Source organism: Enterovibrio nigricans DSM 22720, from assembly GCF_900167155.1.
Lineage (GTDB): Bacteria > Pseudomonadota > Gammaproteobacteria > Enterobacterales > Vibrionaceae > Enterovibrio > Enterovibrio nigricans.
Map to the genome: position 1 here is coordinate 110,829 of NZ_FUXU01000004.1, position 26,983 is coordinate 137,811.

Annotated in this window: 21 protein-coding genes; 13 read left to right on the forward strand and 8 right to left on the reverse strand. The window is 47.7% G+C overall.

Annotated elements, in window-relative coordinates:
- Window positions 1-63: 63 nt before the first annotated feature.
- The 5 genes from B5D35_RS02830 to leuA form a co-directional block, all read right to left on the reverse strand.
- Window positions 64-816: a DUF4344 domain-containing metallopeptidase gene (locus B5D35_RS02830; protein ID WP_078751090.1), complete on the reverse strand. Its 753-nt coding sequence runs from the start codon at window positions 814-816 to the stop codon at window positions 64-66.
- Window positions 817-905: 89 nt separating this feature from the next.
- On the reverse strand, window positions 906-1,508 hold the full coding sequence (gene leuD / locus B5D35_RS02835) for a 3-isopropylmalate dehydratase small subunit (protein WP_078751091.1): 603 nt from the start codon (window positions 1,506-1,508) through the stop codon (window positions 906-908).
- A gap of 9 nt (window positions 1,509-1,517) precedes the next feature.
- Window positions 1,518-2,933 carry a 3-isopropylmalate dehydratase large subunit gene (gene leuC, locus B5D35_RS02840; protein WP_078751092.1) on the reverse strand — a complete coding sequence of 472 codons (1,416 nt, stop codon included), beginning with the start codon at window positions 2,931-2,933 and terminating at the stop codon, window positions 1,518-1,520.
- 43 nt (window positions 2,934-2,976) lie between these two features.
- Window positions 2,977-4,065, reverse strand: a complete 1,089-nt coding sequence (gene leuB, locus B5D35_RS02845) for a 3-isopropylmalate dehydrogenase (RefSeq protein ID WP_078751093.1) — start codon at window positions 4,063-4,065, stop codon at window positions 2,977-2,979.
- Between the two features lie 2 nt (window positions 4,066-4,067).
- The gene (gene leuA / locus B5D35_RS02850) at window positions 4,068-5,624 is read right to left on the reverse strand and encodes a 2-isopropylmalate synthase (protein WP_078751094.1); all 1,557 of its coding nucleotides are present in this window, start codon (window positions 5,622-5,624) and stop codon (window positions 4,068-4,070) included.
- Between the two features lie 494 nt (window positions 5,625-6,118).
- On the opposite strand from leuA, the gene B5D35_RS02855 reads away from it, so the two are divergent.
- The 10 genes from B5D35_RS02855 (at window position 6,119) to ilvN (ending at window position 19,151) form a co-directional block, all read left to right on the forward strand.
- The gene (locus B5D35_RS02855) at window positions 6,119-6,613 is read left to right on the forward strand and encodes a TetR/AcrR family transcriptional regulator (RefSeq protein ID WP_078751095.1); all 495 of its coding nucleotides are present in this window, start codon (window positions 6,119-6,121) and stop codon (window positions 6,611-6,613) included.
- A gap of 22 nt (window positions 6,614-6,635) precedes the next feature.
- Window positions 6,636-6,764 (forward strand): hypothetical protein, encoded by a 129-nt coding sequence (locus B5D35_RS25200; RefSeq protein WP_280174643.1) that lies wholly within the window; start codon window positions 6,636-6,638, stop codon window positions 6,762-6,764.
- Window positions 6,761-8,092 carry an efflux RND transporter periplasmic adaptor subunit gene (locus B5D35_RS02860; protein WP_078751096.1) on the forward strand — a complete coding sequence of 444 codons (1,332 nt, stop codon included), beginning with the start codon at window positions 6,761-6,763 and terminating at the stop codon, window positions 8,090-8,092. The genes B5D35_RS25200 and B5D35_RS02860 overlap by 4 nt, the downstream gene beginning before the upstream one ends.
- Window positions 8,089-11,196, forward strand: a complete 3,108-nt coding sequence (locus B5D35_RS02865) for an efflux RND transporter permease subunit (protein WP_078751097.1) — start codon at window positions 8,089-8,091, stop codon at window positions 11,194-11,196. The genes B5D35_RS02860 and B5D35_RS02865 overlap by 4 nt, the downstream gene beginning before the upstream one ends.
- A gap of 111 nt (window positions 11,197-11,307) precedes the next feature.
- Window positions 11,308-11,814, forward strand: coding sequence for a phosphatase PAP2 family protein (locus B5D35_RS02870; RefSeq protein WP_078751098.1), 507 nt, complete (start codon window positions 11,308-11,310; stop codon window positions 11,812-11,814).
- Between the two features lie 36 nt (window positions 11,815-11,850).
- Window positions 11,851-12,978 carry an MJ1255/VC2487 family glycosyltransferase gene (locus B5D35_RS02875; protein ID WP_078751099.1) on the forward strand — a complete coding sequence of 376 codons (1,128 nt, stop codon included), beginning with the start codon at window positions 11,851-11,853 and terminating at the stop codon, window positions 12,976-12,978.
- A 367-nt stretch (window positions 12,979-13,345) separates the two neighbouring features.
- A complete protein-coding gene (leuO, locus tag B5D35_RS02880) occupies window positions 13,346-14,293 on the forward strand; it encodes a transcriptional regulator LeuO (protein WP_078751100.1) in 948 nt (315 codons plus the stop codon).
- 294 nt (window positions 14,294-14,587) lie between these two features.
- Window positions 14,588-16,390, forward strand: coding sequence for an AMP-dependent synthetase/ligase (locus B5D35_RS02885; RefSeq protein ID WP_078751101.1), 1,803 nt, complete (start codon window positions 14,588-14,590; stop codon window positions 16,388-16,390).
- Between the two features lie 545 nt (window positions 16,391-16,935).
- Window positions 16,936-18,654 (forward strand): acetolactate synthase 3 large subunit, encoded by a 1,719-nt coding sequence (locus tag B5D35_RS02890; RefSeq protein WP_078751102.1) that lies wholly within the window; start codon window positions 16,936-16,938, stop codon window positions 18,652-18,654.
- The gene (gene ilvN, locus B5D35_RS02895) at window positions 18,654-19,151 is read left to right on the forward strand and encodes an acetolactate synthase small subunit (RefSeq protein WP_078751103.1); all 498 of its coding nucleotides are present in this window, start codon (window positions 18,654-18,656) and stop codon (window positions 19,149-19,151) included. The genes B5D35_RS02890 and ilvN overlap by 1 nt, the downstream gene beginning before the upstream one ends.
- Window positions 19,152-19,573: 422 nt before the next feature.
- Here ilvN and pykF read toward each other — a convergent pair whose 3' ends face one another.
- Window positions 19,574-20,986 (reverse strand): pyruvate kinase PykF, encoded by a 1,413-nt coding sequence (pykF, locus tag B5D35_RS02900; RefSeq protein ID WP_078751104.1) that lies wholly within the window; start codon window positions 20,984-20,986, stop codon window positions 19,574-19,576.
- A 659-nt stretch (window positions 20,987-21,645) separates the two neighbouring features.
- On the opposite strand from pykF, the gene B5D35_RS02905 reads away from it, so the two are divergent.
- On the forward strand, window positions 21,646-23,061 hold the full coding sequence (locus B5D35_RS02905; protein WP_078751115.1) for a transporter substrate-binding domain-containing diguanylate cyclase: 1,416 nt from the start codon (window positions 21,646-21,648) through the stop codon (window positions 23,059-23,061).
- Here B5D35_RS02905 and B5D35_RS02910 read toward each other — a convergent pair.
- Window positions 23,058-23,969 (reverse strand): GGDEF domain-containing protein, encoded by a 912-nt coding sequence (locus B5D35_RS02910; protein WP_078751105.1) that lies wholly within the window; start codon window positions 23,967-23,969, stop codon window positions 23,058-23,060. The genes B5D35_RS02905 and B5D35_RS02910 overlap by 4 nt on opposite strands.
- A gap of 448 nt (window positions 23,970-24,417) precedes the next feature.
- Here B5D35_RS02910 and B5D35_RS02915 point away from each other — a divergent pair, with 448 nt between their 5' ends.
- Window positions 24,418-26,073 carry a hypothetical protein gene (locus B5D35_RS02915; RefSeq protein WP_078751106.1) on the forward strand — a complete coding sequence of 552 codons (1,656 nt, stop codon included), beginning with the start codon at window positions 24,418-24,420 and terminating at the stop codon, window positions 26,071-26,073.
- 87 nt (window positions 26,074-26,160) lie between these two features.
- On the opposite strand, the gene B5D35_RS02920 is transcribed toward B5D35_RS02915, so the two are convergent.
- Window positions 26,161-26,514: a hypothetical protein gene (locus tag B5D35_RS02920; protein WP_078751107.1), complete on the reverse strand. Its 354-nt coding sequence runs from the start codon at window positions 26,512-26,514 to the stop codon at window positions 26,161-26,163.
- 203 nt (window positions 26,515-26,717) lie between these two features.
- Here B5D35_RS02920 and B5D35_RS02925 point away from each other — a divergent pair.
- Window positions 26,718-26,983: transposase (locus tag B5D35_RS02925; RefSeq protein WP_139367716.1), on the forward strand; the 266-nt coding region annotated here is incomplete at its 3' end.

Here is a 26,983-nt window from a genome sequence, read left to right on the forward strand (position 1 = left end):
ATAGACATCATCAAATAACTCATATTTCCCTGAATGTATATGTAGACCGCGGTGTGGGTATTTTTATTCGTTTTCGTTGAGCATCTCTATCACGCGCATCCAGTTTCTGGTTTGAAGCTCAAACTCATAAGGGCAAAACTGGTCGCGCTCCATTTCAATCAGGTCTTCATCCATAATGTCTGCATATTTCTTCGGGTTACTGCCATAGATCAGGCAAAGCGATTGGGCGTAGCGTTGTCCGTCTAAACTGTGCTCGTCCCACATCGCGACATCGTCGAAATATTCGGTGTCCATGTCTTCAATGGCGAACAGGTCGACGCCCGCATAAGCCATGTCGTCGTTATAGTAATGGAGCATCATGAGTGTGGCGAAATTATCGACGGCATCTTCCTCTTTGCCTAGCGCAGGGAAATCCCAAAGTGCGAGGTAGGCATGGCCATATTCATGCAGCAAGGTGTGGAGCACAGCCGCCTCTGTTGCTTCGTTTGACGTGAGGTCTTCTTGAGACGGTGGCACGCTGTCGAATCTTTCCTTGGCATAATGCACAAATTGGTACGGCATTTGGATAGTCAGGGTTTGAGGGTCAAACAATGGGCCGTCAAGATTGCCATAACGAATGGTGAGGATTTCAGGGACAGGCATTTCCGCATTGACGAGCTGAACCATATCTTTGGAAATGCTTTCTATTAACCTTTTTGCCTGCCGGTCATTTTTAGACGTCGGTGGGTCAAAGACGAGCACCGTGTTGGCCATGCTTTGTGTGACGGGAAGTAAAAATAGAAGCGCGAGTGTATAAATGTGAAAGCGAATTCGCATGGTCGGCCTTCCTTAGCGGCAAGAATCTCTTCTAAGCATAGAAAAAGCCGACTCGTTGAGTCGGCTTAGTAGCGAGATTAGATTTGCTATCAGGCAAGAAACGGTGGGATTTTCGCTTCGTACTCTGAAATTTTCGCTTCGTGCTGAAGTGTCAAGCCGATGCTGTCTAAACCGTTTAGTAAGCAATGGCGACGGAACTCATCAATCTCGAACGAATACGTCTTGTCACCTGCAGTCACGGTTTGCGCTTCCAGATCCAAGGCGATCTCCGCGCCTTCATTGGCTTCCACAAACGTAAACAGTTCATCAACTTCCGCTTCGGTCAGGCGCACTGGCACCATTTGGTTATTGATGGAGTTGCCGTAGAAGATGTCTGCAAAGCTCGGGGCGATCATCACTTTAAAGCCAAAATCAGCCAGTGCCCACGGCGCGTGTTCGCGTGATGAACCACAACCGAAGTTTTCACGGGCCAATAACACACTTGCGCCTTTATAGCGTGGGAGGTTCAGTACAAACTCTGGATTGTCCTGCTGGCCAGCTTCGTCGAGAAAACGCCAGTCGTGAAACAGGTGCTGACCAAAGCCAATTCGGGTGACTTTTTGCAAAAACTGTTTAGGGATAATGGCGTCGGTATCGACGTTTGCCGCATCCAGCGGTGCCACCAAGCCTTTGTGTTGTTTAATTCCTGACATGGTGACTCCTTAGCCGTTCTGAATATCAAAGCTGTTTACGTCAACGAAGTGACCGGCAACGGCTGCGGCTGCCGCCATTGCTGGGCTCACCAAGTGCGTACGACCTTCACGGCCCTGACGACCTTCGAAGTTACGGTTGCTGGTGGATGCGCAGCGCTCTTTTGGCCCCAAGCGATCGTTATTCATCGCCAGACACATTGAGCAGCCAGGCAGGCGCCATTCAAAACCTGCGTCGATAAAGATCTTGTCCAGACCTTCTTGTTCCGCTTGTGCTTTCACTTGCTCAGAGCCAGGAACAACCAGCGCTTGAACGCCCGATGCGACTTTACGGCCTTTCGCCACTGCCGCCGCTGCACGCATGTCTTCAATGCGAGAGTTGGTGCAAGAGCCAATAAACACTTTGTCGATGGCGATATCCGTGATCTTCTGGCCTGCTTCAATGCCCATGTATTTCAGCGCGCGCTCGGCAGAGTGGCGTTCAATCGGGTCGCTAAAGCTCTCTGGTGCCGGAACCACATCGTTCACACCGACAACTTGACCAGGGTTAGTGCCCCACGTTACCTGATTGTTGATGTCTGTGGCTTCCAACGTGACTACCGCATCAAATTCAGCGTCTGCATCCGTTTTGAGCGTTTTCCAGTACTCGACTGCCGCATCCCAGTCCGTGCCTGTTGGCGCAAACTTGCGGCCTTCAAGGTAATCAAAGGTGATTTGGTCTGGCGCAACAAGACCAGCTTTTGCACCTAGTTCAATGGCCATGTTACACACGGTCATTCGACCTTCCATGGTCAGATTTTCAATGGCCTGACCGCAGAACTCAACCACATAACCTGTACCGCCTGCATGGCCGACTTTGCCAATGATCGCCAGCACGATGTCTTTTGCCGTTACGCCGTCAGCGACCTTGCCTTTGACCTCAATTTTCATGGTCTTAGCGCGGCCTTGCTTCAGCGTTTGGGTAGCCAGAACATGCTCAACTTCCGACGTGCCGATACCGAATGCCAGCGAACCGAACGCGCCGTGAGTGGCAGTGTGGGAGTCACCACAAACGATAGTTGTACCCGGCAGGGTAATCCCCAGCTCGGGGCCCATGACGTGAACGATACCTTGGAATGGGTGGTTGATGTCGTAAAGGGTGACACCAAATTCTTCACAGTTTTTCGCCAGTGTTTCCATCTGGATCTTGGCCATCTCGCCGGAGGCGTTGATGTCTTTGGTTTCGGTAGAAACGTTGTGATCCATGGTGGCGAAGGTTTTAGAAACCTGACGGACAGGTCTCCCATTTTGGCGCAAACCATCAAAGGCCTGCGGAGAGGTCACTTCGTGCACCAAATGGCGGTCGATATACAGCAACGGCGTTTCCCCCGGAGCTTCTACCACCACATGGGCATCGTAGACTTTTTCATAAAGTGTTTTTGCCGACATTACCATGTCTTCCTTGTAATTAGTTTATTCGCTTCCGGTGCTTTTATGCTTCGCTGACATATGCGGCGATCTTGTCGCCCATCTCGGACGTGCTTAGTGGCGTCGAGTTGCCGGACAGATCGGCGGTTAGCTCGCCGGCTTCGAGTGCTTTACTCACCGCGTTCTCGATAGCACGCGCAGCGTCCTCTTCGCCCAAGCTGTAACGTAGCATCAGAGCCGCTGACAGGATCTGCGCCACTGGGTTGGCAATGTTCTTGCCTGCGATATCAGGTGCTGAACCCCCGGCAGGCTCATACATACCGAATTTACTGTCATTCAGGCTGGCAGATGGCAGCATCCCCATCGAGCCTGTGATCATTGCGCATTCGTCAGAGATAATGTCGCCAAAAATATTCGAACACAGCATCACATCGAACTGCGAAGGATCTTTGATTAACTGCATGGTCGCGTTGTCGATGTAGATGTGTGACAACTCCACATCGGGGTAGTCTTTCGCAATGTCTTCCACCACTTCACGCCATAGAATAGAGCTTTGCAGCACGTTGGCTTTGTCAACAGACATCACTTTCTTGCGGCGAAGACGCGCAGATTCAAATGCGATACGGGCAATACGTTCAATTTCGTAGCGGTAGTAGACCTCGGTATCAAACGCTTTCTCTTCTGGACCTGAACCTTCACGGCCTTTGGGTTGACCGAAGTAAATGCCACCCGTCAGTTCGCGAACCACGACGATGTCAAAACCACGCTCGGAGATATCTGCACGCAGTGGTGAGAAGGCTTCCAGACCTGCGTGAATTTGTGCAGGGCGCAAGTTACAAAATAGCTGAAAGTGCTTCCGCAAAGGCAAAAGTGCACCACGTTCAGGTTGCTCGTTCGGTGGCAGGTGCTCCCATTTCGGGCCGCCAACAGAACCAAACAAAACAGCATCAGACGCCTCACAGCCTTTTAAGGTGGCGTCTGGCAGTGGCGAACCATGGTTATCAATGGCTATGCCGCCTACGTCGAACTCTTGCTTTTCGAATTGAATATCAAACTTGTGAGAAACCGCATCTAATACTTTGTGTGCTTGCTGCATCACTTCTGGGCCAATTCCGTCGCCCGGTAGAACGGCAATTTTGTAAGTACCTGCCATGGTTAAACTGTCTCCGTTTTTAATGTTGCTTGTTCTTTGATTTGTGCGATGCGATCAGCGCGGTAGATGCTGTTGATGACGTGCAGCAGAGCTTGCCCAGATGCTTCAATAATGTCTGTAGATACGCCTGTACCGTGGTATTTTCGGCCTTTATAGTTGGCGATAATGTCCGCCTGACCTAATCCGTCTTCACCTTCGCCTTTCGCGGTCAGGTCAAACTTGTCCAATACGATGTCGTAGCCCGTGATGCGATAAATAACCTGATACAGCGCATCGACAGGGCCGTTACCAATCGCGGCATCACTGATCGTTTCATCGCCACACTGTAATGAGACCGTGGTGGTCGCTTTCACGCTGCCACTTTGTACGCTCAGATATTTCAACTTGTAGTAGTCATCTTCTTCTTGCAAGTTGTTGAAGAACATCAAGGCTTCCAAGTCATAATCGAACACTTGCCCTTTGCGGTCAGCCAACTTCAAGAAGGACTCATACAAGGTATCCAGTTTGTAATCCGACTCGCTGTAGCCCATGGTATCCATGTGACTTTTCACGGCTGCGCGGCCAGAGCGGCTTGTCAGATTCAGGGCTTTTTGGCCAAGGCCAATCGACTCTGGGGTCATGATTTCATAGGTGTTCTTGTTTTTCAGCATACCGTCTTGGTGAATACCAGAACTGTGACTGAACGCGTTGGTGCCCACGATAGCCTTGTTCGATTGAATTGGCATGTTACACAGTTGGCTGACCATTTTGCTGGTACGGCTGATTTCTTTGTGGTTGATGCCCGTTTCCACACCTAGCAGCTCGCCACGGGTTTTGATGATCATGGCAATTTCTTCCAGCGCACAGTTACCCGCACGTTCGCCAATGCCATTGATGGTGCCTTCAATTTGACGAGCACCCGCCTGAACAGCGGCAATTGAGTTCGCGACAGACATGCCTAAATCATCATGACAGTGTACTGAGATGATTGCTTTGTCGATGTTTGGTACGCGGTTAAACAGGGTTTCAATGATGCCACCAAACTCGCCAGGCACGGTGTAGCCCACGGTGTCGGGAATGTTGACTGTCGTTGCCCCTGCTTTAATCGCTTCTTCTACCATGCGGCACAGGTTATCGATTGGGGTGCGCCCTGCATCTTCACACGAGAACTCGACATCATCGGTATAGCGACGGGCGCGTTTAACCGCGTTAACTCCCATTTCGACAACCTGATCATAACTACGGCGCAGTTTGTCCTGAACGTGAATGGTTGAGGTAGACAGGAAGGTGTGGATCCGGAAGGCTTCGGCCACTTTCAAGGATTCAGCAGCGACATCGATGTCTTTATCGACCGCACGAGACAACGCGCAGATACGACTGTTTTTGACTGTTTTAGCGATGGTCTGAACCGATTCGAAATCACCGGGGCTGGATATTGGAAAGCCCGCCTCAATCACATCGACCCCTAAACGTTCAAGCGCGAGTGCAATCTGCAATTTTTCTTTAACCGTCAAACTTGCAGACAGCGCTTGTTCGCCGTCACGTAAAGTGGTGTCAAAGATGATGACTCGGTCTTTCATGGTCGTTCCCTCTGTTGCCGTTGAGTACCAATGTCGCAAACAGTTTCTAACTACTTACTGAGATTGATATGAGTAATCCGCACTGCTGGCAGGTCATACAAAAAAACCCGCGCTTTAGCGCGGGTTTCGAAAGTCTTGGTGAGTGTTATTTTCTATCCATGACCTACCCGCGCGATTTTTTCACGAGAAGTAGAAGGTTGAGGAGGAAAATACGCATCATCACTGTTACAGAATCCTTATATGGTCTGTACAAATGAATACCAAACCGTTCACTAAAACGTCAATATCAAAATAGAAAATAACAAGAATGCGTTATTCAAAATGTTAACTGTGGTGGAAAACACTATAAAAATGCCAAAAGTCTGGTTTTATTCTCTGCTTGATTTTGGCGTTCAGAAATTCATCACAAAACGGGGAGTTGTAGAATTAAAGTGTGAGAAATGTGTCAGTTAGCAGCGTACTATTAATTCAACAGTGTTGAATTTAGGTGCCGCATGGCCAAACGACCCGGACGTCCGACAGGCACTTCGTGCGCAAGAGAAGCCCTTATCAAGGAAGCGACACGCTTTTTCCTGTCTAAACCTTATGACAAAGTCTCAACCCGAAAGATTGCAGAAAGTGCGTGTGTTGATGTGGCTCTTATTCGCTATTACTTTGGCAATAAAGCGGGATTTTTTGAGGCAACAGTCAGAGAAAATGCTGCTCCTATCATCGCAAATCTTCGACAAGCCATCCAAGATGGAAAGGTAGAAACACTGAATGACGCGGTAGAAGCGTTTTATAAGGTCATGTCTGTTGGTCCCAATCTGCCCTCTTTGATCTTTCGCTGCATGATGCTGGATAGTCAGGATCAGCAGCGGCAGGCAGTGGAAAAGCTGTTTCATGACATCATCCTGCCCTTGCAGCAAATGCTGTTTGCTCGTCTTCAGGAAAAAGGGGTCCTTCGCGATGACATTGATCCCGAGCTAGCGCGTATGAGTTTTTTTTAGCTTGATGGTGCTGCCTTTTATCATGCCTCAAGGCATGGCGGCGTTGCAGGGCATCTCCTTGAATCAAGACTACCTGCTTCGGTTAGCTGCCCACAATGCTGCGCTGTTACAACATGGAATTTTCAACGCCCAGGGAGAGCCAGAGCTATGACACTAAAAAGAAAGTTGTTGTTTTTTCCTGCGCTTGCGGTGGGGATAGCGGTCCTGTTTATTGCGGTAAAAACCCGACCAGATATTCCCGTTAAACCCACCTTGTCCAAAGTGCGGCCAGTGGATGTTATCACTTTGCAGCAACAGGCGATTTCTCCTGAAGTGACAGGCTTTGGTCGAGTGACACCCCAATTTATCTGGCAGGCGATTGCGGAAGTGAATGGCAAAGTGATTTATCGCCATCCCGATCTAGCAAAAGGGCAGATTCTGAATGCGGGGACGGTGCTGCTAAACATTGACCCTACCGATTATCAAATCGCGGTGGCGCAGGCCAATGCGGATGTGAATGCCAAGCAAGCTAGACTGGCGAAACATAATTTGGATGAGGCAAACTTAAAATCAACCTTGTTGATCGAGCGTCGACGATTAGCTCTCAGCAAAGATGAGTTGGCACGACAACGTAACCTGCAACAAAAAGGCTTAACCTCCCAATCAGATCTTGATAGTGAACAACAGGCTTTCCTTTCCCAGCAAACACGTGTGCAGGACTTGGAAGCGCAGTTGAATGTGTTGCCCGACGAGAAAAAAATTACCCAAGCAGAACTTGCAGCCAGTGAGTTAGCCCTTGAGCAAGCGCAGCGCAACCTGGATAAAACAGAAGTGATACTGCCTGTGGATAGCCGAATCGCCGAGGTCAATATCGAGCAGGATCAGGTGGTGACACCGCAGCAAATCATGGTGATTTCTCATGGTCTGGAGAAGGTAGAAGTCGACGCGCAAGTATCTATTCATGACATGCAAACGCTGATAAACAGTCTGGCCAAACAGGGCGTGCGAGATATGCCGCCGTTGAATGCGCTCTCCGCACGCGTCACGCTGTCCAGCGGTTCCTTTCAAGGCGATTGGAAGGCGAATGTGGCGCGTCTCAGTGACACGGTAAACCTCAACCAAGCGACAGTCGGCGTTATTCTTGAAATTCCGCTCATCGATGAAATGACGTCCAGTGGTACGTTATTGCCGTCTTTGGTCAATGGCATGTTTGTGAAGGCAACGATTGAAGGTCTGCCAAGACCGCATTGGGTGATACCAGAACAGGCACTGCGTGGTGACAAGGTGTACCTGCTTGAGAGGGGGGGGCTAACCATTGTGCCAGTCACTGTCGTGTTCAGAAAAGGCGAGTCTGTTGCCATCGATGGACCGTTGAAAAATGGGCAAAACTTAGTCTTAAACGACATATTGCCTGCTGTGCCGGGCATGTTACTGCGTGCCGTGACCAAAGATGGCCATGATGTAGCGAAAGTAGACGAGGCGGAGGAGGATGCATCATGATCCGTTACTTTGCGCGACACCCGACCGCCGCTAATCTGCTTATGTTGACGTTGATCCTTCTTGGGATCACCGCATTGCCACAATTGAAACGAGAAACGTTTCCGGAATTTGCGCCGCCCTACATCCTCGCCAGTGTGGTGTATCCCGGTGCAAGCCCTGAGCAAGTAGAGCAAAATATCTGTTTGTTGATGGAAGAGGCCGTTGATGGTCTTTCCAATATTGAAGAAACCCGCTGTGAAGCGCTGGAAGGCGCTGCATCTCTCGTGGTGAAGCTTACCTGGAATGCCAACATTTCCCGCATGCTGGTGGATATTCAAACCCAAATCAACGCCATCAATAACTTTCCCAGCGACATAGAGCCACCCGTTGTCAGGGAGTTGGACTGGAACGAGCCCGTCGTCGATGTCGCGGTTGCCGCTGAAACCGATTGGGTGGGGTTGAAAGCCTATGCAGAAGATCTCAAGCAGATCCTCAAACACGAATACGATGTCCCTTTGGTCAGTGTGTCAGGGTTCTCAGGTAAACAAATCCGCATCGAGGTAAAAGAAAGTGCGCTCAGGCAACTGGGGTTAAGCATTGCTGATATTGCAGCGGAAGTTTCTGCGCAAAACATCAATTTACCGAGCGGTAACATTGAATTGGCGGACAAAAGCGTGTTGATCCGCTTTGATGAGCGGCGCATTGAGGCTGATACGCTCGGACAGATTGTTGTTGCGGCCGATCCCGAAGGCGGCGTGCTGCGCTTGCAAGACATCGCTACCTTAACTGAGCGCTTTGAGCTGGATGAGCAGAAAGTGTGGTTTAACGGAAAACCGTCGGCCATTCTCAAGATCAGCAAGAACAAAGCGGATGATGCCTTGCGCATAAAAGATCGCGTCGCACAGTTTGTGGATGATCAGCAACTGATCGCGCCAGCGGGTGTGACACTCGATCTTACCAACGACTTTTCGTCTTTACTGTGGGATCGCCTTACCATGATGACGCGCAATGCATGGCAAGGGGTGATCTTGGTATTTGGCGTGATGTGGTTGTTCTTCTCGTTGCGCTATTCATTCTGGGTTGCTGCTGGCCTTCCAGTGGCGTTTCTCGGTAGTTTTTTCCTGATGGCTCAGCTTGGGTTATCTATCAACATTATGTCGTTGGTGGCGCTTCTTATGGCCATTGGGATCATGATGGATGACGCCATTGTTATTTCCGAATCTATTGCTTCTCATATCGATCGTGGACAAAAACTCGAAGATGCGGTCGTCAATGGCGTGAAAAAGGTGCTGCCGGGTGTCGTTTCTTCCTACCTCACCACTGTGTGTATTTTTGGCAGCCTGATATTTTTACAAGGTGAGATGGGAACGGTACTTCGCGTTGTGCCTATGGTACTTATCCTTATTTTAACGCTGAGCCTGATTGAAGCGTTTTTAATCCTTCCACATCACTTGCAGCACTCTCTTGCCAACGCGGGGAAGCCCAAACCTGATCTTGCGTTCAAGCGTGTGTTTCTTGAAAAATTTGAAGCCTTTCGTGCAAGTACACTTGCTGACTGGGTAGCAAAAGCTGTCGCTTGGCGGTATGCCTTTGTTGGCGGCGTTATTGCCATGCTCTTGGTGTCGATTTCATTGTTGGTCTCAGGGGCCGTGCGCTTTGTTGGTTTCCCTGAGCTCGATGGTGACATCGCTGAGGCGCGAGTGATCTTGCCGCCGGGTTCTTCCTTATCTCAAACAGAACACGTTGTTGGTGTGTTGGTTGCGTCAGCGAATCGTCTTGGTCAGCGTTGGCGTGAAGAAAAAGAGGGTGGTGAGCCTTTGATAGAGCACATCACAGAGCAATTCAACTTTAACGCTGATGCGGATGAGAACGGGCAGCATATCGCCACGGTGCGTCTAGATCTGCGCAGTGCAGAAGAACGCGCCACCCGAATAGATGACTTTATCGCAGCATGGGAAAACGAAACCGGCGTGCTGACAGACCCCGTTTCATTGGTGTTTAAGCAACCTGCGATGGGCCCCGGCGGGAGGGATTTTGATATTCGCTTACAGCACGATGATTTGAACGAGCTCAAGCAGGCATCGGTGGATATTCAGCAATTTATTGCTCAGTTTCAGGGGGTGTCAGGTGTACTGGATGATATGCGTCCGGGTAAGGAAGAGGTCAAAGTGACGTTAAGGCCGGGGGCGGAGGCATTCGGCATTAACGGACAGATGATCGCAAGACAATTGCGCGCAGCGTATTTTGGACAAACGGCTGATGAGATTCAGGTGGGGCCAGAAAGTATCGAAATCGATGTCAGGCTGGATAAAGCGGACGCGGGTAATCTGCAAAATTTTGCGAATTTTCCTATCGTAATGCCAGACGGTAGCCAAGTGCCATTGTCGACCGTGGCAGCGTTGAACTATCAGCGAAACTTCGTGCGTATTCAGCGTATTGATGGGATCCGAACCTTGAGCGTGTTTGGTGACGTGGTGCAAAGCCAGGTCAGTATTGGTGATGTTCTGCTTCAGCTTAAAAAAGAGCTCGTACCGTCTTTGCACCAACAATACCCAGGAATCCGAGTGTTGTTTGAAGGACAGAGTCAGGATTCTGCGGAAACAGGACGCTCTATGGGCGTAGGTTTCGCGATGGGGCTGTTTGGTATCTTTGTGATTCTTAGCTATCAGTTCCGAAGTTATCTAGAACCCTTTGTGGTGTTGATTGCGATCCCTCTGGCATTCATTGGTGTGATATTGGGGCACTGGCTTCTCGGCCATCCCTTGAGTATGCCGAGTATGATGGGCTTTGTGTCTTTGGCGGGCGTTGTCGTAAACGATTCTATATTACTGGTGCAATATATTCGCCACCACCTAGATGACGGCGAAGAGGTATATAGCGCGGTTGTACGTGCGAGTCAGGAACGATTCCGAGCCGTCTTCCTCACTTCCTTAACCACCGCTGCGGGGTTACTGCCTTTGCTGCTGGAAACCAGCTTGCAGGCGCAAGTGGTCAAACCGTTAGTTATCTCGATAGTGTTTGGGATTTTCACGTCCACACTTTTGGTGCTGTTTATGATCCCAGCGGCTTACGCCATCTTGGCAGATTTTGGCAAGGTGAAACGTCATCAAGTATTGGCGGTTTGATGTTTCTTAAAACGCGGTGAAAAGTTTCATCATTCCGTCGGCAAAGCGTCACGGATTTGTCATTCCTCCCTCCTAAGCTGATGGTGAATCATCGACAAATGGAGTGGGTGAATGCGAAGTCTTGTTGCAATTCAAAGGGTTGATCATGCGTTTTCTACGCTTTGCCTCAGCCATCGGTTCAGTGCCGATATTGCGCGTATTTTTCGCTGGGTATCAAAAAGCGGAGACGGACACTTATATGCGGCTATTGGCGCTATTCTGGCGATAAGTGACGGTAAGCATGGATTGGCGTTCCTTGCTTGCGGTCTGATGGCTTTTTCTATCGAAGTGCCGATTTATATGTCTTTGAAGCGTTTTTTCCGACGTGCGCGCCCTCAGCATCTTCCTTCGTTTATCACGCCTTCTGATCTCTATAGCATGCCGTCTGGGCATACTGCTGCTGCGTTTGTCATGGCCGCGTTGCTCAGTCAATTTTATCCCGAGTACAGCCAAGTGTATTGGACGTGGGCGATCGCGATTGGTTTATCACGCGTGCTATTAGGGGTGCACTTTATTTCCGATGTTTTGGTGGGCGTATTGCTGGGTTTAGGTTGTGCGGCACTGGCATTGAGCCTTTAAGTCGGTTACCGCGGATAAGAATTCGAGAGAGTCACAATGAAAATACTCTATGGTGTACAAGGAACGGGAAACGGGCATATAGCACGCGCGAGGGCGATGGCCAGCGCTTTTTCCGATCATGGCGATCTGGACGTACAGTTTTTGTTTTCGGGCAGGTCGGAAGATGCCTATTTTGATATGGATGTCTTTGGCGATTACCTCTGCCGAAAAGGGCTATCGTTTGTCAGTCGTGCAGGCAAGGTAGATATGCTTAACACGGTGAAAACCAACAATCTTTGGCAATTCATCAAAGACGTGAAAGCGCTAGATGTGCGCAGCTATGATTTGGTTATCTCTGATTTTGAGCCCATCTCTGCTCACGCTGCGAAGCGTCAGAAAGTCCGGTCGATATCTATCAGTCACCAATCAGCGTTTTCGTATGAAGTACCTAAACGTGGGCAAAACCTGTTAGACCGTCTCATCATGCAGTATTTCGCACCCACAGACACGAAAATAGGGCTCCATTGGTATCACTTTAATCAGCCTATTTTACCGCCCATTATCGATTTAGCGACCACGGTATCTTCTCGTGGCGATACGATTTTGACGTATTTGCCGTTTGAACGTTTGGATGACGTGATTGAAACCCTCGCGCATTTTTCTGCGCCATTTGTCTGCTTCCATCCGGATTGTAAAACGCCGATGCAGCACAATAACATTGCTGTGCGTCCATTGAGTAAGGCGGCGTTTCATCACGCGCTCAAATCATGCGCAGGCGTAATAGCCAATGGGGGGGTTGAATTGCCATCAGAAGCATTATCGCTAGGTAAGAAGTTGTTACTTAAACCGTTAAACGGCCAGTTTGAGCAGCAGAGTAATGTTGCGACCTTAGATATGATGGGTCTAGCATCTGTGATGGAAACCTTAGACAAAGGGGCGATTGCCTCCTGGTTGGCGCAAAAGGAAAGTCATCGTGTTATTTATCCAGAGGTTTCGACAGCGCTTGCTGATTGGTTGGCTGCGGGGGATTTATCAACACTAAAAGAATTGCGTGACGCATTATGGTCACAAGTGATTTTTCCGGAGCATATTGCTGATTTGATGTCGGATTTTTTACCGATCCAACAACGCAAGCGCGCCATGTTTAACATGCAATTATCATCTGATATTAATGCAAAAATATAATGCATGGGCTGGGTGAATAATTTATATGTGCGTCTGATGATGATTGTTTTTAGCACTATGTTTATGAATATAAAGCACTAAAATTGTTGGCGTTTAGATATTTAGATTTATGTAAATGCAAGATTTTATAACAATTCACTGGGGGCACATCACATACCCATGTTACTAAGTTCAGAGTCTGGTTACCTTGTGTTCAGTTTTCTTGACTACACTGGGGCCGACTTGAACGAACGTTTGACGTACACATGGCTGTTTGGAATATGACTCTTTGCCTCGGCTCTTTTACCTAATATCTTTTAGAGGCATGGATGCATACCTGCGGAACGAAATGACGTTTTAAGAATTACTCTCCCGCCAAGGTTTAGGTATGACACAGAAAGAATCGGTTCAACAATTGGATGACCGTACCGATTTGACGCTACGAAGCGTCGATCTTAATTTGATCACTGTTTTTGACGCAGTGATGCAAGAACAAAACATTACACGAGCAGCACAGAGTCTAGGAATGTCGCAGCCTGCGGTCAGTAATGCTGTGTCTCGTTTGAAAGTGATGTTCAATGATGAGTTATTCGTGCGCAATGGCCGTGGCATTAAGCCAACCCAACGTGCTCGTCAGTTATTTGGTCCTATTCGCCAAGCCATTCAATTGATCAAGAATGAATTGCCTACCTCTATTTTCGTTCCAGAAACCAGCACTCGTACATTCAGACTGGCAATTTGCAGCCCATCTGATATGCGTTTCGCGCCTCAAATTCTAAATACCATCAATCAGTTGGCGCCAAGTGTCAAAGTGCAGGTGGAAACCGAATTTAACCGAGATATCGCCAATAAGCTTCGGTATCAGGAAGTCGACTTTGTTGTGGACTACCTTCATTTCGGCGAAAGTGGGTTTTGCAGTACGGAAATGTTCAATGATGAACTTGTGGTCGTTGCCAATAAGCATCACCCAAGATTGGGCGATGCAATAACAGCAAAAGAATTACAGAATGAAGCCCACGCGGTACTTAAACGTAACGGTGAGATGCAAGGTTACGCCGAGGTGCTTTATCGTGATGGACGTTACCGCGAAGCCTATCAGGGCGTAAGTCTGAGTAATATCTTGTATGTCGTCAGCCAATCTGCGCTGATTGCGGTCGCCCCGCGTTGGATGGTGGAAAGCGGACAATACCGCGAAAACCTGAAAACGTTGCCACTGCCAAGCGAGAATAATCGTATTAGTGGGTACCTCAGCTGGCATGCCTCCGCAGAAAAAGACAAGGGTCACCTTTGGATGCGTGATCAACTGTTGTCAATATGTGGAAACTCCTTGGTGTAATTGTCACCGTTATGTACACAAAGCCAGCGTCTGCTGGCTTTTTTATGGCTGACGAAAACTCTGATACAGCCTGTTACAACTTTTTTTGGTATTGAGAGAACAGGTGTACTCTGAAATGAACGCTGTTCGTTATTTTTTCTGTCTAGATTTTCACCGATGTGTAGTGGCTTCCTCTTGTAATTAACTATTGAGTCATTACACTGCGTGAATACTTTGAGCTTACATGTGTTAGCTAAATAATTGTTTGCCCACATAGCGGTTTTGCTGGGGCAAGATGTGCTGAGAGAGAATTGAATGGCGCTGGAATTTCATATCGTTAACCGTATTCGCGAGCAAGTAAAGGCGCGGGGTGACAAGACTGCACTGCGTTTTCAAACCGGCAACGGTTGGGGCGATATTAGCTGGCGTCAGTTCGGTGAGCGTATTGATAGCATTTCACGTGCGATGCTGGTTTCAGGACTGGCAGTACAAGATAAAATAGGTATTTTTTCGAACAACTGTGCAGAGTGGACAATCGCAGATATCGCTGCGTTGCAAGTCCGCTGTGTGCCGGTGCCTATCTATCCAACCAATACGGCAGATCAAGCCGCATATATTCTGAATGATGCAGGCGTGCGCATTTTGTTTGTCGGCGATCAAGCGCAAGCAGATGCGGCAATGTCTATTGCAGGCAAAGTGCCATCACTGGAAAAAATCGTGAGCTTTAATGAAACGGTTGATTTTGGTGATAACGAGATGGGAATGAGCTGGAATACGTTCCAGCAATTGGGCAACGAAAACGTCGATCCAGAAATGCACCTGCGCATCTCTCAGGCTGCGATGGACAACCTGATGACTCTGATCTATACCTCTGGCACCACCGGTGAGCCGAAAGGCGTAATGTTGGATTACGCCAATGTGGCCGCGCAGGTGGAAAGTCATGACATGGTGTTGGGCATTAGTGAGCATGATGTATCGTTGGCATTTTTGCCGCTTTCTCATGTGTTTGAGCGTTGCTGGACTTTCTATGTGCTGCACCACGGTGCGACAAACTGCTACCTCTCTGATACTCATGGCATTAAAGATGCGCTGCAGGAAGTGAAACCGACAGTGATGGCGGCGGTACCGCGTTTCTACGAGAAAATCTACAGTGCGGTACACGAGAAAGTCGCGTCCTCCAGCCCAATCAAAAAAGGCATGTTCCGCGCAGCTGTGTCTATTGGCAACCTGATGGGTGAAATTACCCGCAAGGGTAAGAAGCCAGCCCCATGGCTGAAATCAGCGCACCGTATGGCTGACAAGTTGGTGCTGAGCAAATTGCGCCAATTGCTGGGTGGCAACATTAAGATGATGCCGTGTGGTGGCGCAAAACTGGAGCCTGCGATTGGCCGTTTCTTCCACGCTATTGGAGTTAACGTCAAGCTAGGCTACGGTATGACCGAAACCACCGCGACCGTGTCTTGTTGGGAAGCGGGGTCGTTTGATCCTGACTCTATTGGTATGCCAATGCCAATGCCAATGGCCGAAGTAAAAATCGGTAAAAACAACGAGATTTTGGTCCGTGGTCCGATGGTGATGAAGGGTTACTACAACAAACCTAAAGAAACCGAGGACACTTTCACCGAAGACGGTTTTCTGAAAACGGGTGATGCGGGCCATATCGATGCCGCGGGTAACCTGTTTATTACCGACCGTATCAAAGAGCTGATGAAAACCTCGGGCGGTAAATACATCGCGCCGCAGGTGATTGAAGGTAAGCTGGGTAAAGACCACTTTATCGAGCAGATTGCGGTTGTTGCAGATGCACGCCACTTTGTATCAGCACTCATCGTGCCATGTTTTGAAACGCTGGAAACGTGGGCAAAAGAGCTGAACATCAAATATCACGATCGTATGGAGCTGATTAAGCACAGCGAAGTGGTAGAAATGTTTGAAAAACGCGTCGAAGAGTTGCAAAAGGAACTGGCTAAGTTTGAGCAGGTGAAAAAGTTTACCTTGCTGCCTGATGAGTTTTCAATGGCTCAAGGTGAACTGACGCCAACCTTAAAGCTTCGTCGTAAGGTGATCCTCGAACGCTATAAAAAGCAGATCGAAGCCATGTATAAGAAGCACAAGTAATCTGATGATGTTGCGAAAAGCCCAGTATTTATGCTGGGCTTTTTCTTGTCTCAATGCCTGACTTTTTAACGTCTTAGCCTACTTTTCCTTTCCCTTATGTTTGCTTCGCTCCGCGCTTCTTTCTCTGAATCTTTGTAATTCGTCTCAAAGCCGCAAATTTTGACGTTTTCTACGCCAGATTATTCGCAAACAACGAACAGTAAATTTTGTTAACTGGCGCATTTTTAGGGTTTGATTCTGATTTGGCGGGTCAGGGCAGAGCCTTTGATGATGTATTTCTAATCAATCAGAGTTTTAGTGTGATTTTCGGTTAACCAATAGACACATTTGCTAGCAAAGCGTTAAAGTTGTTGATACTCAGACAGCCTCACGTTGCTGGTGTATAACCGCAGGTTCGAGGCTGTTTAAGTATTGCTACTTTGGTCCTTGTTACGACCGGGATCAAAAGCATAGCTGGCATGGAAGTCAGCTAACAGGCAGTTATGCCGACTTCCATCACTAGGCTACAAATAAGTCCTAATACTATGCATACATGGAGGCATATAGTGGAAATGTTGTCAGGAGCCGACATGGTCGTTCGTTCGATGATCGACCAAGGCGTAAAACATATTTTTGGTTATCCAGGCGGATCGGTTCTGGATATCTACGATGCACTACACGAGAAAAGCGATATCGAGCACGTGCTCGTTCGCCACGAACAAGCGGCAGTGCACATGGCAGACGGTTATGCCCGTGCAACGGGTGATGTGGGCGTGGTGCTGGTTACTTCAGGCCCTGGTGCAACAAATGCCATCACAGGGATAGCAACCGCTTACTACGATTCCGTGCCTCTAGTGGTTCTTTCCGGGCAGGTAATGAGTAACCTGATCGGGAATGACGCATTCCAAGAATGTGACATGGTGGGTATCTCTCGTCCTGTTGTAAAACACAGCTTTTTGGTGAAAAACACCGAAGACATTCCGAAAATCATAAAAAAAGCCTTTTTCCTCGCGTCGACAGGCCGCCCTGGCCCTGTGGTCGTTGATCTGCCAAAAGACATGCTGAACCCAGCGAACAAATATCCATACGAATACCCTGAAAGCATGTCTATGCGCTCTTACAATCCGACGACGAGCGGACATAAAGGGCAAATTAAACGCGGCCTGAAAGCCCTGCTCGAAGCGAAGAAGCCTGTTTTGTATGTCGGTGGTGGTGCAATCATCTCCGAGTGTGGCGAGCAAATTAAAACGCTGGCTGACACCCTCAATATTCCCGTTATCAGTACTTTGATGGGGCTGGGGGCGTATCCGAGCACAGGCGATAAGGCATTGGGTATGCTGGGCATGCACGGCACTTACGAAGCCAATATGGCGATGCACAATGCCGATCTTATCTTTGGTATTGGCGTACGTTTTGATGATCGTACAACGAACAACCTTGAGAAATACTGTCCGAATGCCAAGGTCATGCATATCGACATTGACCCATCCAGTATTTCGAAAACCGTCGCGGCAGATATTCCTATTGTTGGTTCCGCAGATGTGGTGCTGACAACCATGCTGCGTATGCTGACCGAAATGGGCGGCACGAATGATGCTGAAGCCATTGAGTCGTGGTGGAATAACATCAATGTGTGGCGTGAGCGTCAATGCCTTAAGTACGCGACCAATAGTGAGCGTATTAAGCCGCAACAAGCGATTGAAGCCGTATATAAAATCACCAATGGTGACGCCTACGTGGCATCGGATGTCGGCCAGCACCAAATGTTTGCAGCCTTGTATTATCCGTTTGATAAACCACGTCGTTGGATTAACTCCGGCGGCCTCGGCACCATGGGCTTTGGCTTACCTGCAGCAATGGGCGTGAAGTTCGCGCTGCCACAAGCGGAAGTGATTTGCGTGACCGGTGACGGCAGTATTCAAATGAACATTCAGGAACTGTCTACTGCACTGCAATACGACATCCCCGTCAAAATTATCAACCTCAACAACCGCTTCCTCGGTATGGTGAAACAGTGGCAGGACATGATTTATCAAGGCCGTCACTCTCACTCTTACATGGACTCTGTCCCCGATTTTGCAGCAATTGCCGAAGCGTATGGTCATGTGGGTATTCGCATTAGCGACCCGGCCAAACTCGAAAGTGAACTTGCGCGTGGTATGGCAATGAAGGACAAACTGGTCTTCTTCGACATCAGTGTTGATGAAACAGAGCACGTTTACCCAATGCAGGTACGTGGCGGTGCAATGAATGAAATGTGGTTGAGTAAGACGGAGAGAACATAATGCGCAGTATTGTATCGATTTTGATGGAGAACGAACCGGGCGCACTGTCTCGCGTGGTCGGCTTGTTTTCTCAGCGTGGTTATAACATTGAATCATTGACTGTCTCGCCGACTGACGATCCAACGCTGTCTCGTTTAAATATTACAACCTCTGTCGTTAAAGCGTCTGAGCGTGAGCAAATTGAAAAGCAATTGCACAAGCTTATTGATGTATTGAAAGTCAGCAATGTGACTGATTCTGACTACATTGAGCGCGAGTTGGCGATGATCAAAGTTAAAGCCACTGGTTTTGCACGTGCCGAAGTCAAACGCACAGCGGATATCTTCCGTGGTCAGATTGTTGATGTGACCAATTCACTCTATACGGTTCAGTTGACGGGAACGAGTGATAAGATTGAAGCTTTCATTGCGACCATGAAAGAAGTAACAGATATCATCGAAGTGGCCCGTAGTGGTGTGGTAGGTATTGCGCGTGGTGAGCGTGCGTTGCGTCAATAATCTTAACGTGTTGTCTTTATGATGAACCGTTGATGTATTACCACGCGATGATGTATTGACTGAAAGCCGATAGCGAAAGCTGTCGGTTTTTTTATGGATGGCAAACTTGCATTTTATTGGTCAAAATGTAGACTGACGAACTTCGAAATTTTGAACGAATTTTCATCACCGAGAGGCTGATCGTGTTCCGTACAATCAACAAAGCGTTGGTAAGGGTCACCACCTTATCACTCGTGGTGTTGTCGTTGAAGGTAAGCTGGATTTATCTGGTACCGATGGCGATATTGCTACGCACTCATAAGACGGAATTGACTCGCTGGTAATGGATTGCCAAATATTGCCCAACACGCTGAAAACGTTGGGCTGAGCAGACACAAAAAAGGAGCCGAAAAGCTCCTTTTTTTATGCGTTGTACGGTTCGATTACAGAACGTGTACAGATGCAGTGTTAGTAGTACCTGAAGCAACCAGTGCGCCAGAAACCATAACAACGATGTCGCCTTTAGCAGCCAGACCTGACTCCAGAGCGATTTCTTTACCACGACGGTAGAACTCGTCAGTGTTTTCGAACTGATCAACAACAACTGAAGTGATACCTTTGCTTAGGCAAAGTTGCGCTGCAGTTTTCTCGTTGGTGGTAACAGCCAGGATGTTCGCCGTTGGGAAGTACTTACGGATTGAGCGTGCAGATTTACCTGCTTCAGTAGCAACAACGATCAAAGGAGCGCTTAGCTTCTCAGAGGTGTCTACTGCGCCTTTACATACTGCTTCAGTGATGCGCAGACGTGGGCTGTCCAGACGTGAACCTAGCTCAGCTTTCAGAACGCCATCAGTACGTGCTGCGATTTGTGCCATGATAGTCACTGCTTCAACTGGGTATTTACCCTTCGCAGTTTCACCAGACAGCATTACTGCGTCAGTACCGTCAATGATTGCGTTAGCAACGTCACCCGCTTCTGCGCGAGTTGGACGTGGGTTTTTGATCATTGAATCCAGCATTTGAGTTGCAGTGATTACAACTTTACGTGCACGGTTACATTTCTCGATCATCATCTTCTGAGCGAAGATTACTTCTTCCGCTGGGATTTCTACGCCCAGGTCACCACGAGCAACCATGATACCGTCAGACAGGTCCAGGATCTCGTCGAAGTTATCTACACCTTCTTGGTTTTCAATCTTAGAGATGATCTGGATGTTTTCGCCGCCGTTAGCAGTCAGCAGGTCACGGATTTCTTTAACATCAGAACCTTTACGGATGAAAGATGCTGCAACGAAATCAACGCCTTGCTCACAACCAAATACTAGGTCGCTCTTGTCTTTTTCAGACAGTGCTGGCAGGTTTACTGAAATGTTTGGCAGGTTAACGCCTTTGTTTTCGCCCAGGTCACCGTTGTTCAGAACTTTACAGATAACGTCAGTGTCTGTGGTTTCCAGAACTTCCATCTCGATCAGACCGTCGTCAACCAGGATAGTCGCGCCTTTTTTCAGGTCTTTCGCGAAACCAGAGTAAGTCACCGCTACACGCTCAACGTTACCAACAACAGTTGCATCAGTCGTGAAAGTGAACGTTTGACCAGCTACTAGAGATACATCGTTGCCGCCTTCCAGTTTAATGGTGCGGATTTCAGGACCTTTGGTGTCCAGAAGAATTGCTAGTTGCTTGCCGGTGTTAGCCATCACTTCACGCCAGTTCGCGATGCGCGTACCGTGCTCAGCGAAGTCACCGTGCGAGAAGTTCAGACGCATAACGTTCATGCCAGCTTCTGCCAGCTTGGTTAGCATCTCAACTGATTCAGTTTTCGGTCCAATCGTACAAACGATTTTGGTCTTTTTCATTGTAGGGTTCTCTCCGGTCGAACTTTTACCCAATGGATAAATGTCGCTGTAGTCACGATATCAGGTGCTTGCCGTCTGTAATAAAACAACAAGTTACTGCGTGGTGAGCGGCAGGATTGCACATTGCTCTTACAGCGTTAATTTGGTTCATGACAAAAACAATTGTGTTGTGCAAATGTCTTCCTCCGTTTGCACAACACAACTCATCCATGACGAAGCGGGCACAGTATACACTCTTAATGTGATGGAATTTTGATCGCAGGCAATGGAAGATGCCTTATTCCTATTAACATTTGATGAATCAGGTTGACCTGATGATATTTCGACCCAGCTTCGGGGCCGTAAATTTACCACAAAATGTTAGCCAAATCATCAATTGACCGAGGTTGTACTAAAAGCTGCAAAAGTGCGAAAACACGCCGTTAACTGTACATAAAGTCGCCGATCTTTCGTTTTTTGATAAGAAAGCGAACTGAAATTAAATAACAGGTTAAAAAATATTTTTTTCAACCATCTCAGCCTGCTAAGTAGAAGTAGACCTAGATCTAGGTTATTGATATTCATTTTGTGAATAGGTGGTAACTCGAATCATATCTGAGACAATGGCTATCCATTTGCAAAAGGATTGGCAGACGGTGATGGGTATCAGGCGCAACCAAATGAGACGTTGTTTTTCACTTTTAGTTCTTTTCAGCAGTCTCTTTTTTACCGCACCCTCTTCTGCCAACCCGCAAACTCTCACCATCACTAACTCCCACAGTTGGAAGCCTTTTTCTTATGCTGAAAACGGAGAGCCGAGAGGGCTGCTAGTCGATTTTTGGCGCCTTTACGGTGACGTAAATAACACCGCTATCGAGTTTTCTCTGACCGACTGGAATGATTCGTTGCTTGCTGTAAAAGCCGGAGGGCGAAAGGTCCATGCTGGATTGGTTTATTCCGCTGAGCGCGATACGTATCTGGATTATGGAGACCCTATTTTTGAGCTATCAACGTCATTGTATGTGCTCAATGATGAAGAGGGCCGAAAAACGGATCGGATCTTGCCTTGGATGGAAATTGGTGTCGTCAAAGGCGGGTATGAAGAAGAGTATATAAAAACACACTATCCGCTCGCAGTTACGGTGCCCTTTAATAACAATGCGAAGCTCATTGAGGCGGCGATAAATGAAACCGTAAAGCGTATTGTTATCGACACCCAAGTCGCTACTTACTACTTTTCACTGCAAGACAATCCCCATCAGTTTGTGCCCATCAACAAGGTTTATACAAAAAATATCGCCATCGCTGTGCCGAAAGGCGAACGTGCGCTGTTGGAAGAAATACAATCCGGCATTCAAAATATCCCCGCCATTGAGATACAACGCATAAAGCAAAAATGGTTAAACACCAGAACCCGCGATACCTTGCCGTCATGGTTAATTCCCGCGTTGGGCGCATTCTTTATTGGCATGCTGATCAGCTACGTCTACATACTCAAGTTGACGGTCAAACGAAAAACCACAGCACTAAGGCTAGCCAATACCCAACTTGAAGGCTTTGCGTATACGGACTCACTGACAGGGCTGCTGAATCGACGTGGTTTAGAGAAAATCTATAGCGGCGAAAAGGTGGAGCAATTGATGCAAAAAAGGTGTTTCGCCGTGGTCATGATCGATATCGATCATTTTAAGCGCATCAATGATGATTTCGGGCACTTGAAAGGTGATGAAGTGCTGGTGGCTATCGCGGACTCTTTAAGAATGAACATTCGAGAAGCGATTGCCATTTCGCGGCTAGGGGGAGAGGAAATGTGTATTTTTCTTTCAATTTGCAATATCGATAAACTCGAACTTACCTGTGATTATGTGCGTAGTTACTTGATACAAATGGCTTCCCAGCCAGAACTCAACTTAAACGTGACGGCATCCATTGGTGCCGTGTTGGTTGATGAATACCACCCTGAAATGAAGTTGGATGTGCTGATTCACTACGCCGATTACCTCATGTATCAAGCAAAACGTGCTGGGCGAGATAAAGTGGTCATTGCTCATTACTCCGCTGTTTCTGCCAGAATGAGCAACGAACCAGTATTCTAAGCGTTAGCGACGTCTAGAATGTCCATTTTTTTGATATCATTGTTGTATATCAAACGGTTACGACCTGAATTTTTGGCGGTATACAACGATTCATCTGCACGTAGTGAAGCAGAAAGAAATGACTCTGCCACCTCAACCCGAGTTGCCCCAATCGACACGGTACACTTAATCGCTAGGGGTTGACGTGTCGTGTGGCTAACACGGACAACAATATGTTCTATTTCCTGACGCAAGGCTTCCAAACGTTCAATGGCTTGTTGTTCATTGCAGCCCCAAAACAACAGCGCAAACTCTTCGCCACCTAAGCGAGACGCGCATTCTCCAGGATCTGAAAATGCCTCAATGATTTTTGCCACTTGTCTTAGCACCAAATCACCGACAGGGTGCCCCCAGTTGTCGTTAATACGCTTAAAATGATCGATATCGACCATGGCAAGGAAACGGTCGGATGAGGAAGAGTGCTGAAATTGCTCGAACTGTTTGGAGAGGTAGCGGCGATTAAACAAGTTGGTCAGATCATCACGGTTGGCCATATCTCTGAGTGTGTGCTCTCGTCTTACTTGGTCCGTCACCACACTGATGAAAGTACACATTGCCTTTTCACCATACCAATCGACCACCTTGTCCGTGATTTGCGCAATCATCGGATTGCCTTTCATATCGATATGGTTAATCACTTCCGGTGGCGTTGCTTCGCCTGTTTCAATGGCCCGTTGATATCTGCGCTGCGCTTCAGGCCAGTGGGCTTCTTCAAACAGGACACGAATGCTTTCCAACTTCAGAACATCTTCAGCGGTTTCTAAACCACTGAATCGAGCAAACGCATTGTTCGCGTATTGGGGGACGAAGTTGATGTGAATGACACAGGGGTTAGGGTGGATATCGAGGATATCTTTAAAGTTGGGCATTATAGGGTGACTACTGACGCTGCCTGTTGTTCATTATTTTTATAGCGACCATGTACGCATGATCGGTGTAATTAGCTCCAACTTTTTAGTGCGAAAACCACAATACTGCAATGCTTTTTAGATAATTTTAGGTAGCGATGCACAAAAATGTTGTGCTACTTCCGCGTTTTACTAGAACACGGCACCCAAGCATTCACTCTGTTCGTCTCATTTTTCCTGTGTTTCCGCCAATCTAGGCTAGCAACACAGGCTGCTTTACTTACTATTGATTAATCACTCAAATGCTTTGATGTACACAGTTAGCATTGTTACTATCTCTCGATTTTTTATCTATTCATCAATGCATTAGAGAACAATAAGTAAACGTATGCAGTGTTCGAAATGCGAAAATTCACGGTTCTTATCTGACTTGTATTGTCCACACTGTGGCAATCAACATGCATCCAAAATGACCATTAAGCAATGCCGTGACATCAGTGCCGATATTGCCAATATCCATCACGATCTTCCGAATGCAGAAGTGTTCACGGGTGTTCTCACCGACACGTATCGCTATAAGCGTATTCATAGAAACAACTCGAATGTTCGAGAGGTGGGCTGTTGGTGGATCACGGTAGATGACGGTGAAAACAAACGTCAAATTACCATTGATTCTGAAGACAAGTTTCTTGATAGCCTGAACAAGGGCGATATCGTCACTATCTACCGTCCTACACCCGCAACAAAAAGCTACAAGATTTATGGCAAAGACTCCCAAGAGACGGTGAAAAATAACGACTGGGCGCCGGGGATTGTATTGCACAACGAGGAAGGCCAGCGCTCTAGCTTGGATCCTATCTACAAACCTACTCCGACGAATGTTGGCGGCAGTCTTACTACGACGCTAATTTCCAGCATCATCATCATGGTGGCGCTTCTGTATTTTACGGATGGTCGCCCTTTCAATAGCCTTGAAAGCATATTCGGTGCCGGTGCGGCGATTTGGGTGGTGTTGGCTGCGCTTTCCATTCGTAAAGGCAATAAGCGTTTCGCCCAAGAAAAGCAGCAGTATGAGACGATCACGCGCTATCTTCAGCACATGCTGGAATGCAACATCCTCGATTTACAGGCTGCACGTATTAAGCGTGTCTATCAGCAAGATGATGCTGTGTGCTCTGACTGCAACAACCGCATTCCCTTGTTATCCCCATACTGTTTTAAATGTGGTTGTCAAAATGTCGCTATCGCTTCTCTTCTTGCCCCTGTCGAAGAAAACATGGCGTTTGGTGGTATAGCTGATGCTGATGCAACAATGCTTGAGCATTCGCAAACTGCTGTAGCGTGCGCAAGTGCAGATGCGGCTGTTGTTCAGAAAACGCCTGTTTCCGCACATGATCGCCTAAAAGAAAAAGTGGCGGCGGTGATGTATTCAGAGTCAACTGACTACATCCACAAATACGCCGTTGGTTCAACAAAAGGCGCTCTTCATGGTCAAGTGATCTTTGGGACGGTTATTGATCGCGATCTGAAATCCAACGTAAGAAGTTGGACGGAAGAGCAAGTAAAAACCACAACCTACCGAAATGGTTACGGGCGTGAATATTCAGAGTCATCAGTGGTGAGTCGAGTGAACCATCGTCGTTCTAACCTAAATGGTTACTTGGTTATTCGTACACTCGACGGTGAAGAGCACGCTTACAATCCTGGAAGCACAAAGTTGGGTGCGACTGACATCGGTGACCATGTCATGGTTGGCCTGTCAGACGCCAAATTTGATGACAAAACCGCATACAACTATCAGCAATACTATTTCAATCTGAGCAAAGACGATCTTTGGACGAATGAGTGTATTACTTCACTGTCAAAATCCGGCGCGACCAGAACACTTAACGGGTTGCTGTTTTTTGCTGCTGTGGGTACCGGCCTTTACTTTTCGGAGACCCGCCAAGAAGAGATGATGTTTATTCCTGTCATCATGTTGGGAACTATGTTCGTGCTGATGTTTAAAGCAGTAAAGGCAAAAAGCGAGAATAAGAAGCAACGACAAGCACTGGCAGGCACTTTGCGTGACAAACTAAATATTGCCCGCCGAGAGCGTGAAAATTGGTTGTCTTGGTTAGGCTAACCTTGAGCTAAACACCAAATTTAAAGCCCTAATGCCTGATAGAGCGATCTGTCAGGCATTTTTAATGCGTTTTTATTATGGTGTAGTTTATGGCGTAGGTACTGCCTGATGTTTTTCCAAGTTTGCCTTTAGTAAGGTTTCCAGCGTTGACCAGTTATCAATTTCAGTTGTTCCCAAAGTAAAGCGTTTGCCTGTTAGCCTGCCGTATAGACGCAGTTTTGTATTCTCCGTGGGGTATTGAACCTCACACCGTACGGTGGTGGCCATCGCATCTATATCGAAAGCCATAAGGGCGACGGGTACATCGTCTCGTGCATTACCAATATTGACGCGCAGTATCACGGGTAATCCCTGATCGGTCGTAAACATATAAACAGGCACTACGCGGTTGTGCTCGCCACTGGGTAAGTGTTTTTGCAGAAAATCGAGTCTGTCTAACATGGCTAATTAACCCCACTAAAGTAAGTCTAAATGCATCCTAGCGCATACCTTGAATATAGGTATAAAACGGCAGATTGAAATATGACGGGCTCTAAACGAGATCTGTGAACGATTGTAATGGTGAAGGGATAAGTGTGGTGGTAAGACCCCGCTTCTCTAGACACTCAATAGCTATATAATTGAACAAACTATGAGGTGTTGCTATGAGCGGAAAACGCTATCCAGAAGAATTCAAAATTCAAGCCGTCCAGCAAGTCACAAAACAAGGTCATACACTCAGCTCTGTAGCTGAGCGGTTGGGTGTCAGTTACAAATCTTTGTGTGATTGGGTTAAAAAGTACGATAAGCCCGAGAAGCAGCGTAAACAAGAAGACGATCAAAGTGCAGAGATACGCCAGCTGAGGGCTGATTTAAAGCGGGTTACGATGGAAAGGGACATTTTAAAGGAAGCCGCGGTGTACTTTGCAGG